Source organism: Vibrio cincinnatiensis DSM 19608 (assembly GCF_900167345.1).
GTDB classification, from domain to species: Bacteria; Pseudomonadota; Gammaproteobacteria; order Enterobacterales; family Vibrionaceae; genus Vibrio; species Vibrio cincinnatiensis.
The window spans coordinates 295,846-309,479 of the sequence record NZ_FUXB01000001.1 but is presented as its reverse complement, the minus strand read 5'-3'; the positions used below and the strand labels follow the sequence as shown (position 1 = coordinate 309,479).

Annotated in this window: 16 protein-coding genes; 9 read left to right on the top strand and 7 right to left on the bottom strand. The window is 42.9% G+C overall.

What is annotated here, in order from left to right; translation table 11 throughout:
• Positions 1-378 precede the first annotated feature (378 nt).
• Genes B5D54_RS01465 through B5D54_RS01455 form a run of 3 tightly spaced genes read right to left on the bottom strand, consistent with a single transcriptional unit; the run spans position 379 to position 1,591 of the window.
• Positions 379-813 (bottom strand): YeeE/YedE family protein, encoded by a 435-nt coding sequence (locus B5D54_RS01465; RefSeq protein ID WP_078924696.1) that lies wholly within the window; start codon positions 811-813, stop codon positions 379-381.
• A 24-nt stretch (positions 814-837) separates the two neighbouring features.
• The gene (locus tag B5D54_RS01460) at positions 838-1,257 is read right to left on the bottom strand and encodes a YeeE/YedE family protein (RefSeq protein WP_078924695.1); all 420 of its coding nucleotides are present in this window, start codon (positions 1,255-1,257) and stop codon (positions 838-840) included.
• A gap of 13 nt (positions 1,258-1,270) precedes the next feature.
• Entirely contained in the window at positions 1,271-1,591 is a 321-nt protein-coding gene (locus B5D54_RS01455) for an ArsR/SmtB family transcription factor (protein ID WP_078924694.1), read from the bottom strand.
• Positions 1,592-1,748: 157 nt separating this feature from the next.
• Between B5D54_RS01455 and B5D54_RS01450 the strand changes: the two genes are divergently transcribed.
• The 6 genes from B5D54_RS01450 (at position 1,749) to glpD (ending at position 8,793) form a co-directional block, all read left to right on the top strand.
• Positions 1,749-1,940 (top strand): YgaP family membrane protein, encoded by a 192-nt coding sequence (locus B5D54_RS01450; protein ID WP_078924693.1) that lies wholly within the window; start codon positions 1,749-1,751, stop codon positions 1,938-1,940.
• A gap of 108 nt (positions 1,941-2,048) precedes the next feature.
• Entirely contained in the window at positions 2,049-3,752 is a 1,704-nt protein-coding gene (locus B5D54_RS01445; protein ID WP_078924692.1) for an FAD-dependent oxidoreductase, read from the top strand.
• A 212-nt stretch (positions 3,753-3,964) separates the two neighbouring features.
• Positions 3,965-4,522 (top strand): alkyl hydroperoxide reductase subunit C, encoded by a 558-nt coding sequence (gene ahpC, locus B5D54_RS01440; protein WP_078924691.1) that lies wholly within the window; start codon positions 3,965-3,967, stop codon positions 4,520-4,522.
• Between the two features lie 194 nt (positions 4,523-4,716).
• Positions 4,717-6,285 (top strand): alkyl hydroperoxide reductase subunit F, encoded by a 1,569-nt coding sequence (gene ahpF / locus B5D54_RS01435; protein WP_078924690.1) that lies wholly within the window; start codon positions 4,717-4,719, stop codon positions 6,283-6,285.
• Positions 6,286-6,521: 236 nt separating this feature from the next.
• A complete protein-coding gene (locus B5D54_RS01430; protein WP_078924689.1) occupies positions 6,522-6,959 on the top strand; it encodes a DUF3069 domain-containing protein in 438 nt (145 codons plus the stop codon).
• Positions 6,960-7,248: 289 nt separating this feature from the next.
• Entirely contained in the window at positions 7,249-8,793 is a 1,545-nt protein-coding gene (glpD, locus tag B5D54_RS01425) for a glycerol-3-phosphate dehydrogenase (protein WP_078924688.1), read from the top strand.
• A gap of 104 nt (positions 8,794-8,897) precedes the next feature.
• Here the strand turns inward: glpD and B5D54_RS01420 are convergent, their stop codons facing one another.
• The 4 genes from B5D54_RS01420 to B5D54_RS01405 form a co-directional block, all read right to left on the bottom strand.
• Positions 8,898-9,941 (bottom strand): AbrB family transcriptional regulator, encoded by a 1,044-nt coding sequence (locus tag B5D54_RS01420; RefSeq protein WP_078924687.1) that lies wholly within the window; start codon positions 9,939-9,941, stop codon positions 8,898-8,900.
• A 60-nt stretch (positions 9,942-10,001) separates the two neighbouring features.
• Entirely contained in the window at positions 10,002-10,352 is a 351-nt protein-coding gene (locus B5D54_RS01415) for a GlpM family protein (protein ID WP_078924686.1), read from the bottom strand.
• A gap of 135 nt (positions 10,353-10,487) precedes the next feature.
• Positions 10,488-10,898 (bottom strand): VOC family protein, encoded by a 411-nt coding sequence (locus tag B5D54_RS01410; protein WP_078924685.1) that lies wholly within the window; start codon positions 10,896-10,898, stop codon positions 10,488-10,490.
• Positions 10,899-10,943: 45 nt separating this feature from the next.
• Positions 10,944-11,486, bottom strand: a complete 543-nt coding sequence (locus B5D54_RS01405) for an isochorismatase family protein (RefSeq protein WP_078924684.1) — start codon at positions 11,484-11,486, stop codon at positions 10,944-10,946.
• A 142-nt stretch (positions 11,487-11,628) separates the two neighbouring features.
• Between B5D54_RS01405 and B5D54_RS01400 the strand changes: the two genes are divergently transcribed.
• The 3 genes from B5D54_RS01400 (at position 11,629) to B5D54_RS01390 (ending at position 13,614) form a co-directional block, all read left to right on the top strand.
• The gene (locus tag B5D54_RS01400) at positions 11,629-12,102 is read left to right on the top strand and encodes a peroxiredoxin (protein ID WP_078924683.1); all 474 of its coding nucleotides are present in this window, start codon (positions 11,629-11,631) and stop codon (positions 12,100-12,102) included.
• Positions 12,103-12,302: 200 nt separating this feature from the next.
• On the top strand, positions 12,303-13,031 hold the full coding sequence (locus B5D54_RS01395) for a hypothetical protein (protein WP_078924682.1): 729 nt from the start codon (positions 12,303-12,305) through the stop codon (positions 13,029-13,031).
• Entirely contained in the window at positions 12,952-13,614 is a 663-nt protein-coding gene (locus B5D54_RS01390) for a hypothetical protein (RefSeq protein WP_078924681.1), read from the top strand. Before B5D54_RS01395 ends, B5D54_RS01390 begins: the two co-directional genes overlap by 80 nt.
• Positions 13,615-13,634: the final 20 nt, after the last annotated feature.

Here is a 13,634-nt window from a genome sequence, read left to right as displayed (position 1 = left end):
ATCGCCAACGGACACTATATGTTGTGCTGTATTTAACGCAAAGACCTAACCAGCCGTATTGATTTAGATCAATTAAAAACAGACAATGGGTAAGAAGGAATCAATCTTATTGAATAAGATCTCAATCTGTTGAGAATGAATGAAAAGGCTATTTTCATAGAGAATAAACTTGATTTCTGTGTAACCCTTTTAAGTCAAGGGCTGGGAAAGATTAAAGCAAAAAAAGGCAGATAAATAACAAAATTATCACTGCCATAGATACCATCATGCGGTCATATTTATTTTCCTAAAGTTATGCACAGCCTGATAGAAAAAGCCCCATGCATCGAATGACACAGGGGCAAGCAGAAGCAGAAAAAGAGGATCACTGAATTCGATTTAATGATTTTTTACTTTAAGCCAACGGTTCATTACCCCTAACCCCACCATCATCGAGATAAAAAAGACCCAAACCCCAGGATTGCCAAGAGCCAAACTAGAGACGGCGGGCCCAGGGCAGATGCCAGCAATGCCCCAACCAAGGCCAAATAAAAGAGCCCCCATCAGTAACTTACTGTCAATCAGGCTATTTTTTGCTAGACAAAATTCCGGCGCATTTAACGGTTTTTGCTTAGGCTTAATCAGTAGAAAATAGGCTGGCATAAACACCAACAATGCCCCGCCCATCACAAAGATCAAACTCGGATCCCAAGCGCCCGTAATATCTAGAAAACCAATAACTTTCGTTGGGTTAGCCATACCGGATATCACCATTCCTATACCAAACAGTAACCCAGAAAATAATGCGGTAAGTTGAAAGAGTATTTTATTCATGAGGTTATCCTTACTCTTATTCCATTAAAGAAGATGAAGACGAAAATAAACGGTGATGCCAGCCACCAGCATGAAAACCCCAGTCGCAACAATCGAGCGAATGGATAAGCGTCCAATACCACAGATACCATGACCACTCGTGCAACCATTTCCTAAGCGGGTTCCTAAACCGACCAATAATCCAGCTAAAAACAGCAAACTATAGCTAGACTCAAACTGTAGAGGTACATCGCTCACAAAAGCCTGCACCCCTAATACGCCGCCAGAAACCATGCCGAAAACAAACAGTACACGCCAAGCAAAATCTTGCGCCTTAGCCGATATTATTCCCGCTAAAATACCGCTAATTCCCGCAACCTTGCCGTTGAGCAGCAACATTAAGGTTGCTGAGACGCCGAGTAACATACCGCCAAACAGCGATTCCCAAGGAATAGAAAACGTCATGATCACCTCATTATTATTGATTCACACTAAATTCAGAACAAAACACCATATGTAAATGGTAGATCAATTGATTGACTCGACTATCAGCGAGTGAATAAAAAACCTGCTGTGAAGCTTTACGCGCTTGAATTAACCCTTGTTTTCTTAACACGGTTAAATGTTGAGAAAACGCTGATTGACTCAGTGAAGAGCATTTCTGTAACTGTGTAACCCCCGCTTCTCCCTGAGTCAATTGACACAATACCCTTAGCCGTTCGGGATGAGCCATAATTCTCAATAAGTCAGAAACTTCAATAGCGTTATCATGCGTCAGCTTAATATCCACCTTATCCATATCTGCTCCTCCGTTTTGCTACTTATCGGAATGATACGGAAGAATTATTAAATTAGTCAAATCTTATTTAGCTTAATAAAATTTAGATAAATAAACATTAGACAAAGCTAAATCATGATTTTATAGTAATACTAATTTTGCAACGGAGGCTAAAACCATGACTATCGAAAATGGCATCAGAGTGATCGCAGGAAGTATGATTCTTCTTTCAGTACTATTAACCGTCTTTGTCCACCCTAATTTTGTATGGCTAACGGTCTTTATTGGTGCCAACTTGCTACAAAGTGCATTTACAGGCACTTGTCCCGGCGTTTTTGTCTTAAAAAAATTAGGCATCCTTGCTAAGTAAGGCCGGATCTATTGTCGTTGCCCTACTTACAACATAAATGGGTATAACAGGATTTATCATTTGCCCTACAGGCTTAAGGTGTGTAGGGCGATTACTTTTGGAGTCGTTATGAAAAAAATCGTTATTGTCGGTGGGGTTGCAGGCGGAGCTTCGGCCGCGGCCCGGGCTCGTCGTTTAAGCGAAGAGGCACACATTATCATGTTTGAACGAGGTCCTTTTGTTTCATTTGCCAACTGTGGATTACCCTATCATATAGGAGGCGACATAAAAGAACGCAGTCACTTACTGCTACAGACCCCAGAAAGCTTCTTGGCTCGTTTTAATGTGGATGTTCGGGTTAGGAATGAAGTAATACGAATTAATCGTGATGCAAAAACCGTAACGGTTCGTAACCTTATTGAACAAAAAGAATATGAAGAAAGCTATGATTTTCTTCTTCTTAGCCCTGGTGCAGGCCCTGTCATTCCCCCGATTCCCGGTTTAGATAACCCACTGACTTATTCGCTTCGTAATATCCCAGATATGGATAACATCATGAAAGCGATCCAGATGAACCAACCCAGCCATGCCACCGTTGTCGGTGGTGGGTTTATCGGGTTAGAAATGATGGAAGCGTTTCATCAATTAGGGATAAAAACCACACTCATTGAAATGGCCGATCAAGTTATGACCCCTGTCGATCGTGAAATGGCCGGTTTTGCCCATGCCGAAATTCGTGCTAAAGGCATCGACCTACGTTTAGGTGTCGCACTACAGTCCATCGAATATACTCCGACCACCTCAATAGCCAATGTGGATGCTGGCGAATCGGCAAACCGGCAACACCTTTGCGGTCAGCTAGAATTGACACTCAGTAATGGTGACACCTTATCTACAGAATTATTGATCATGGCAATAGGTGTACGCCCGGAAACCCAACTAGCGAAAGAAGCTGGATTGCATATTGGTGAACTGGGCGGCATCTGGACCAATGAATCAATGCAAACCAGTGATCCTGATATCTATGCTGTTGGTGATGCGATTGAAGAAAAAGACTTTGTCACTGGAGAACAAACTCTGGTTCCTCTAGCAGGCCCCGCCAACCGTCAAGGTCGCCTAGCCGCCGACAACATGCTTGGCCGCAATGAAACTTACCAAGGCACTCAAGGGACTGCGATTTGTAAAATTTTCGACCTCGCTGTGGCTTCAACAGGCAAAAATGAAAAACAGCTAAAACGTGCGGGTATCGAGTATGAAAAAGTGTACGTTCATACGGCAAGCCATGCGAGCTACTATCCAGGCGCAGAAGTGGTTTCGTTCAAACTATTGTTTGATCCCCAAACGGGTAAAATTTTCGGCGCGCAAGCAGTTGGTAAAGATGGTATCGATAAACGTATCGACGTAATGGCGGTAGCTCAACGCGCAGGAATGACAGTAGAGCAGCTACAACATTTAGAGTTGACTTACGCCCCCCCCTACGGCAGTGCAAAAGATGTGATTAACCAAGCCGCATTTGTTGCCAATAATCTTATAAAAGGTGACGCCAAAGCGATTCACTTTGATGAAATCGACCACTTAGATGAAAATCAGATCATATTGGATGTGCGTAATCCCAACGAACGAGAAGGCAACCAACACTTCATTGGTGATATCAATATCCCTGTTGACCAACTTCGCCAACGACTCAATGAACTGCCTAAAGATAAAGAAATCATCATTTATTGCCAAGTTGGGTTACGCGGTAACGTAGCCTATCGACAATTAGTGCATCATGGCTTTAAGGCTCGGAACTTAATTGGGGGATACCGTACTTACCTATTTGCCACTGCTTAACGTCCTTCCTTTCTTCAATAGCCAGCACCTAACCCGTGCTGGCTTTTTCTGTCTGGGCTCTATCAGCCTCGGTTCCTCTTCCTAGTGATAAATATAGTTTTTGCCTATCGATAATATAGGTATAAGCAATTTTATTTTAACAACCTGAAATGTGAATATACTTTCCGAACGCAAGACATTGCGAAATCAAAAAACTGAAAGGAAAGTAAAGAATGATTAACACTCAAATCAAACCATTTAGCGCAACAGCATACAAAAACGGTGAATTCGTAGAGATCACAGAACAAGATGTTCTCGGTAAATGGGCCGTGTTCTTCTTCTACCCAGCAGATTTCACGTTTGTTTGTCCAACTGAGCTTGGTGACCTTGCTGACCATTATGAAGAACTACAAAAACGTGGCGTAGAAGTGTTCTCTGTTTCAACAGACACACATTTCACACACAAAGCATGGCATGACAGCTCTGATACCATTGGTAAAATCAACTACTACATGGTTGGCGACCAAACTGGCAACATCACCAACAACTTTGGTGTTATGCGTGAAGGTCAAGGCCTTGCAGACCGTGCAACCTTTGTTATCGACCCAGAAGGTGTAATCCAAGCGATGGAAATCACTGCTGAAGGTATCGGTCGTGATGCAGAAGATCTACTACGTAAAATCAAAGCCGCACAATACGTTGCTGCACACCCAGGTGAAGTATGCCCTGCGAAATGGAAAGAAGGTGAAGCGACTCTTGCTCCTTCTCTCGACCTAGTCGGTAAAATCTAACCTTTACCTAACTGATTAAGAGCAAGCTGGGTGTTTTACTCTGACGACCTAAATGCCCAGTTTGCTCTCCCTTTTCGCTCAATCTCTATCATAAAGTCAACATCGATAAAAACTTAGCAGCGACCAAAGGGTATTTTGCATTTATCCAGAGTAGCCATTCTCTTTATCACATTATTCGACAGGATTAGATAACTATGCTAGACCAAGCGATCAAGCAACAATTAAAACAATATCTCAGTAATCTGAAAGAAGAAGTCCGTTTAGTGGTTAGTCTAGATGAAAGCAAAGCTTCACAAGACATTCTTTCACTAGCGAATGAAATTGCTGACCTCAGTGATTTGGTATCCGTGATCCAAGATGTTCAAGCCAGTGCACGTAAACCCGTGATGACGGTGAGTAACCCAACAAAAAATACCCAATTACGCTTTGCTGGCGTGCCTATGGGGCACGAATTTACCTCTTTAGTTTTGGCTCTGCTCCACTCAGGTGGACATCCAATGAAACTTGAACCTGTGGTTATCGAACAAATCGCGCAATTGGATAAACAGCTGGATGTGGAAATCTTTATTTCTCTCTCTTGCCAAAACTGTCCTGATGTTGTGCAAGCATTCAACATGATGGCGGCGATCAACCCTAATATTCGTGCCACCATGATTGACGGTGCCCTATTCCAAGATGAAGTAAAACAGCGCGACATCATGGCAGTACCAAGCGTCTTTATTAATGGTGAATTATTTGGTCAAGGCAGAATGAGTCTCACTGAAATTCTCAATAAATTGGATGATGGTGCAGCTAAAAAAGCCGCAGCAAGCTTAAATGAGAAGGCTCCTTATGATGTACTGGTTGTCGGTGGTGGTCCTGCGGGGGCAGCAGCGGCTATCTACGCGGCTCGTAAAGGCATTCGCACGGGAATCGTCGCCCAACGCCTTGGCGGTCAGGTGATGGATACCATGTCGATTGAGAACTTTATCTCGGTTAAACATACCGAAGGGCCAAAATTGGCTGCGGATTTAGGAGAACACCTCAAAGAGTACGGTGTGGATATTATTACGGAGCAGCAAGCAGATAAACTGATGAGCGCTGATTTTACTAACGATGGTAATATTCACCTCAGCCTTGAAAGTGGTGCCCAGCTGAAAAGTAAAAGTGTGATTTTAAGCCCGGGGGCTCGCTGGCGTGAAATGAACGTACCGGGTGAGCAAGAATACCGTAATAAAGGGGTTGCCTACTGTCCTCATTGTGATGGTCCTTTATTTAAAGGTAAAAAGACCGCGGTGATCGGTGGTGGTAACTCAGGGATTGAAGCGGCAATTGACCTTGCTGGTATTGTAGAACACGTCACTGTGTTGGAATTTGCTGATACGCTGCGAGCAGACCAAGTGCTGATCAATAAAGCCAACTCAACACCGAATATCGACATTATTACCATGGCACAAACCACAGAAGTGATTGGCGATGGGAAACGGGTTACTGGACTGAAATATAAAGACCGTAATACCGATGAGATCAAAGAGATCGAACTCTCTGGAATCTTTGTCCAAATTGGCTTAGTCCCAAATACCGAGTGGCTAAAAGATTCAGCGGTAGAGCTTTCTGCTCGTGGTGAAATTGAAATTGGCAGCCGTGGTGAAACCAGTATGCCGGGTGTTTTTGCTGCTGGTGATGCGACAACGGTTCCTTATAAACAAATTATCATAGCGATGGGTGAAGGGGCTAAAGCCAGCCTTGGCGCTTTTGATTACCTTATTCGTCAGCAAGGTTAATTCGCCCAATCGGATAGGAAGCAAAATAACGGGTAAATCTTCTTCGCCTTTTCTAGGAGCCTACCCATTTTGCTTTATCTTAAGCCGTTCACTTTATGAGCGGCTTTTTCTTTTCCGTACCAGTTTTATATTCAATCCCGATTCTTTTCACACTTTCTTCGCTTTATTCCACACACTGTATTGACTTTTGAGTGTAACTTTTTAGCATGGCGTTTTCCCTTGATGAGAAATCTTTCATGTCAGAAACGACTCAAACTGAAGCACCGACCATTACTTTAGATACTATTTCGCCTGAACTCCGCCAGGTCATCGAGTTTGACCAAGTGCCAGAGCAGATGTACAGCATGGTGACTTCTATCCATGAAGTATCAGAAGAAGTCGTTCGAGAGGCGTGGAATAGCCTTCCAGCCAGCGCACAAAATATTCTTGATAATTTCGAACAGTTCCATGCGCTTATTTCTGTGAGTCAGGCCTTTGCTGGTATTGATGTAATGGAAGAGTTTCCAAAACTAAACTTACCTAAAGAAATGACAGAGCAAGATAAGGAAGAATATCGCGCTCAGTTGCTTGATCAAGTTTTACACAACTGTGTCAAAGATATGGTTAAGCAAATTAAAAAAGCTCGCCGAGATCCCATTTTGAAACGTGACTTTAAAGAAGTGTTTCAAAAATAAGTAACGGCTAAACAAACCCTAGTATAGAAGCTCGCTATCGGCGGGCTTTTTTATTGCGGCCTCTTTCCCCCTAATGCTACCTCCCTGTCATCTTCTCCACTTATTTATCTTTTATCGTCATTTCACCAACCATGTGGTTTCCGATCCTACTTTGCGCTAGCCATAAGATAGAAAGTAATAGCAAAACATGATCAAGATCAAAAATAAACGAGTGAAAACTGCCATTCTTGAGCATTTGATGGTTTCATACGAACATAAACAAACATAATCGAGCGGAAAGGCCATCAAAATGAAAAAACAACACAGTTCAACGCCATTTAACGAACATGATGTGTTAGACATCATCGTGGTCGGAGGGGGTATTAATGGAGCCGGTATTGCGGCAGATGCCGCTGGAAGAGGGTTAAACGTCGGTTTATATGAAGCGAAAGATTTTGCTAGTGCCACCTCTTCTGCTAGCTCGAAATTAATTCATGGTGGGCTGCGTTATCTTGAGCACTACGAATTTCGCTTAGTTAGCGAAGCACTGGCTGAACGAGAAGTGTTACTTAAAAAAGCCCCTCATATTGTGACTCCTATGCGCTTTCGTCTTCCTCATCGCCCTTTTCTTCGTCCTGCATGGATGATTCGCATTGGCTTATTTTTATACGATAACTTAGGCAAACGAACCACGTTACCGGCGAGTAAAAAAGTCTCGCTCAAGGCGGGGAGCGTCACCAAAGCACAGATGAAAATGGGTTTTGAATATTCAGACTGTTGGGTTGATGATGCCCGACTCGTGATCCTCAATGCGATGCAAGCTAAGGAGCTGGGATCAGAAGTCATGAATTACTGCCGCGTTGAAAAAGCGGTTCGAGAAGGTGCGCTCTGGAATGTGACTTTATTTGATGAGCGAACGCAAACCCATTTTGTACGTAAAAGCCGAACATTAGTGAACGCAACGGGTCCATGGGTAAAACAGTTTTTAGATACGAATATTCAAATTCGCTCACCCTATGGCATTCGATTAATCAAAGGTTCACACATCATCGTTCCTAAAATTCATGATGAACCACAAGCGTACATTCTACAAAATGAAGATAAACGAATCGTCTTTGTGATTCCCTATCTGGACAAATACTCCATGATAGGAACCACCGATGTCGAATATAAGGGCGACCCAAGGGACGTCGCTATTTCCATCGAGGAACGACAATATTTAATCAATATTGTTAATAAACACTTTGTTCGTGAAATTACGGCCGATGACATCGTCTCTGAATTTAGCGGTGTTCGCCCCTTGTGTGATGACGAATCAGATTCACCACAGGCGATTACTCGAGACTACACCCTTTCGCTCGATCAACAAGGAGAGGAGGCTCCACTGTTGTCCATCTTTGGTGGAAAACTCACCACTTACCGCAAGCTGGCAGAAGCGGCCATGAAACAACTCACTCCATTTCTACCACCAATGAAACCGAGCTGGACCGCTCAATCCACCTTGCCCGGTGGTGAAAATTACCAGCCAAGCTCACTCTTGGAGACCATCAAACAACAAGTTTCCTTTGTTGATGAGCAAACGATCTCTCGCTGGCTTAAACAGTATGGTTCACGAACTCAAGAGCTGTTACGCGGAGTGGAAACCGTAGAAGATTTAGGCCACGCATTCAGTAATACCCTTTTCCAACGAGAAATTGATTATTTGATTGAGAACGAATATGCCTATCAAGCGGAAGATATCTTTTGGCGACGAAGCAAGCTAGGGATTGATCATGACGCCAGTTGTATCAAAAACGTCGAGTTATATTTAAAAAATGGAACGGAACTTTCACAGCCACACCATGCTCTTGGTTAAGCATGTTATCTTATAGTCGAAAAGTAAGTAAAAGTGCCGAAAATCTGAGAAATCACCAAGGGTGAGTAGATTTTCGGCAACCGAATTGAGAATATCATTCTCATTTATGTTTTATTGCGCAGTTGTTCTAACGAATTTTTAAATACCGCAGGCATGGTATAAAGCAGCAATAATCGAATCGCATGATTGACCATCACAAACGCAGGCTCTAATCCTAGTAAAAGGGCTACCGCTGTCATAGCTTCAACACTTCCGGGAACCCAAGAGAGCAGCAAAACTAACCAACTCATTCCCAGCCAGTGTGCCGCTAAAAAAGAAACACCAACCGCAACCGTTAACCCGATGAGCATCACCATTACGCCCGCTTTTGAGTAAGAACATGCTTCTCGTAAAGTCGTTTCCGCTAAGCGTACGCCAATCAATACTCCCAGTAGAGCGGTGGCAAATAACACCAGAGAAACGGGAACCAATAATGAGTCGACAGGCATTACGCTATTCACGGTTGCTGCAATTAATAGTGACGCAATCATATAAGGAGCGGGAATGCCAAATTTGATCGAGAGTTTTCCACATAACATACTGATAGCGACCAATATTAATAATATCGCCCAGTGTTGAATCGTCATAGTGACACTATTGATTGCCGTTTCAGTCGCACTATTGGAGATAACCCCAGCCATCAAGATCAAAATGATCAAACGAACAGAATGTGCATACACTACTTTTGATGACGGTTTACTGCCCGATTCACTGATCACCAATATGGCTGCCATTGCACCGGGTACCGCCCCTAATAACGATTCAAAGGGATGCCAACCTTCTCGCCTATATAGCCACCAGAAACCGCCACTGGTTTGTAAAATCAAGCAAATCACTAACCCCATCACAACGGGTAAACTTAATGTTTGGGCAAGTTCCCCTATCGAAATGGTTGCTCCGACGCTGATTCCTAATACCACTTGAATAAACATCAACAAAGTTTTAGGCAACGTTAACGCAATATTGGCTCTTTTTCGCAGAAGAATAACGAAAATTGCGGCTATAAACAGTTCTGCTAATGGCAGCGAGAAAAACAGCCCCAGTAACATCGAAAGTAAAGCGATGCTGGTAATTTTTAATAGATTAGATAAAGCGTTTTTTTTGAACACGAGAAAGCCTCACTAGGCTTAAAAAGCCATACAGACAGCAATACACGTTAACACCAAAGGTTATGCCATACTCGGATGAAAACGACTCCAGCTCACCAAAAGTAGACCAGCAAAAGCAATCCACACCAAAGTAGCAAAACTGAGTGTCCACAGTAGATTAAATTGGTAACTGAAGTAATAAACGGCCAGTAAATAAGCGGCATAAGGAATGAGTGAGTACAACCCAAAGAGCACCGCTATTCTTAATTCTTCCATGGTACGTTCAGTACCAACAATGTAGTGAGCGATGAGGGCAAAAGTAGGAAAAAGAGGAACCAAGCCAGAAATAAAAAAACTTTTACTTTTCGAAAGCAGAGCTATCAGCAAAACAGCCAATGCACCCAGCAGACATTTGAAAAACAGAGCCAGCATAACCATCCTTATTTTGCGACACTCACCGCGTTTGACTATAACCCTATGTAACCAAATGTAAAGTAAGAGTTATCACTCAATGATAAACAGCCTATTCAACGTGAAAATAGGTCGCAATAGATCGCTTATTTTTCCTTACTCCAGATTCAGCGGTTTGAGTTCAATCACATTACCTTCGGGATCTTCAATATAAATCGAACGTCCAAACCCTTGTGCACCATAGCGTTTGTCAAAATCTGAATGTGGGATCTGGTGTTTATCCAGATATTGGATGAGCGAAGCTTCGGCAAGCGGGGTAATTTGTAAACAGAGATGGTCAACATTGCGTCCATCTTGCTGAGGGGCCCTTCCCCCCATTTGACCGAGTTCACTATTGACGGTCACTAAATCAATCAAGGCATTACCCGCTCGAAGTTGTGTCAAACCTAGTTCTTTCGATAAGTCTCTTTCTATCTGACAACCTAATATTGAACAATAGAAATACACCATTTGCTCTAATTGCGTAGTGCGTAAAACAACATGATCCAATCCATGTATTGTCAGCATCTTGCTCCTCTCCGATTCCTCTGCCATAGGTTCAATGTAGTTAAGCTATTTGATCAGTGAAAGGATCGTTTTGAAATGTGGTGATCGACAGTCTTCGACCATCTCATAAAGGCACATCTCTACCGAGGTTAACTTTGCCCCTAACTGCTGCATTTTATTGAGAGCCAATTGCTTATTCGCCATTTGGCGAGCACTGATGGCATCAACCACCACTTCAACCTGATAACCGAGTTGTAATAACCCACAAACGGTTTGATAGACACAAATATGAGCTTCAATTCCACAAACCAGCCAGTGGGAAATCTCCGCTTGACGTAATTGCTCCACCAAAGTGGGTTCTTGTGTTGCATCGAAGGTCATTTTATTTATGGGAAAGGTAGAAGAATGAAGTAATTGAGCCAGTTGAGGGGCCGTTGGCCCTAGCTTTTCTGAATTTTGCTCAAGCCATACGATAGGAAGGTCTAACCGCTGAGCCCCTTGAATAAGCCGAGCCGTTTGTGTCATCAGCTCTGCACTGTTCTCCACTATCTGAGCTAATTTCCCTTGAATATCAATAACGATAAGTCCGGTATTATATTGAGAAAGCATCCTGCCTCCAGAAAATGATCAGTTCTTACCCAAAACAGGGTAAACATAAAGATAATACCACACTCTTTCTCCGTGGTTAGCGCACGGATTTAACGCTAGACTAATGAAAATGTTCTCTCATCAATCAAACCAAGGATTCATCATGATCAAACAAGGACAACCACTTCCAACGGGTACACTGAGCCAAATTACCCCTGAAGGCATGGTTAATCATAATGTTAACGAGCTCTTTGCTGGCAAAAAAGTCGTCCTTTTTGCGGTTCCCGGAGCATTCACCCCCACCTGCTCTGAAGCTCATTTACCCGGCTATGTAGTCTTAGCGGATCAATTAAAAGCCAAAGGTGTCGATATGATTGCTTGCGTAGCCGTCAACGATGCCTTTGTTATGAAAGCATGGGGCGAAGCACAAAATGCCTCAGAGCTGATAATGCTTGCTGATGGTGATGCCAGTTTTACTAAAGCACTCGGTTTAGAAATGGATACCGCCAGTTTTGGAGGTATTCGTTCACAGCGCTATGCGATGATTATCGACAACGGCATCATCACGACATTAAATATCGAAGAAGCAAAAAGCTTTGAAGTCAGTAAAGCAGAAGCCATTCTCGCTGCACTGTAAGACTATCGATGACCAAGTTCAGAGACCTTCCTCTGAGCTTGGTATGACAGTGAAAGCTAAATAAAACAACCTTTTTATTCCAAATACTATCGGATATCTTGTTCCCATTCGATTTAATTTCGACTAGCTCTACAACTCCCTCCTTGGGTGGCATACAATAGCGATTCATTTTCACGTTATTCTAGTCGGAGCCAAGATAAGTGAGCGCAAAATATACCCATCTAGCCTGGCAACTCAATTGTGCAAGCCCAGCTGAAAAGCTGGTGTTACTGATGCTTGCAGATAGTACAGATGATATGGGGTATGTCACAGTTAACTTAGAACATATGGGCCCCTTGTGCTGCCTATCGACTTTTGGACTTGCCGAATGCTTGCGTGCGTTATGTGAGCAGCAGCGATTAGAAAAAATCAAAGTAGAATATCGTCAAGGTGCTGAATTACATATTTTTAAGATGCTGATCAATCAGCAAAGTAACGAGGAAGTTCTGACTGCACCAGCACCAGCACCAGCACCACAGGAAACCTTTCCTAATTTACCCAAGCAAGCACTACACTATCGTAATAACGCCTCAAATCTTATGCAGGGTAATGCGATTGCCACACATGATTTGGATGAAAATGAAATTCCAATGTGGGCAGAACGCGCTTTCAAATTTTCGGGGATTAGTAATGATCACATTTTAGTTTGGAAGAAATTTGTTCTTTGGCATAAATCTAAAGCCAGCGAATTATTAACCATTGCGCGGTTAGAAAACAAACTCCAGTATTGGCTGACTAACGAGAAACTTAATGAAAGACAGCAAGCGAAAACCTCTGAACATTCAGGAAATCGAGAGCAAACTGCGGGAAATGGGTATAAACCAAAGCTTAGCCCATCTGAGCGCTTCCGACAGCAGCTTATCCAAAGAGGAAAAAAACCCACCTTCTGAGCCAAGCATGCCAGAAGTGCTTGGACATGAAGAACCGTCAGACTGGTGTCTGCATGTCTTTGGATCTTTTCTGAGTGTCTATGAAACTCAATGGGAATACCAATATGGTAGTCAGCCTACGGGAAAGTTTATTGATTTTGCCGAGTCGATTGACCCAAATAGTCTGAATCGAGTACTAAAACATTGCCATGAACGAATTCAATTAGGGAACAGTTGGCCACCACAAATGGGGGAACTGTGGGTTCTCCGTGATGCGTTAACCGCAGAAGAGTTGTTAGATAGCCGTATTCGAGTTTTGTCCCGAGAGCCAGAAAACCAAATTGAAAAATGGTTAGTACAAAATAAATTGTATGATTTAAAACGCGTAGCAGAAAACAAACTCGATCAACTGTTCAAAAAATATTATCTAGAAGCTAAACGGTTAGAAGAGAAAGGGAAATTGATGACGGAGTTACCTGACAACCTGTTGCCCTCTCACTCCGTCAAAAACCTCAATGATATCAAACGGGAAGAGTATGAGCAGCAACATGGCAAACAACTCAACCCTCGTATACAAGCGATTTTAAATAGTAAGAAATCTTGATAGTAGGCGTCATAAAACGC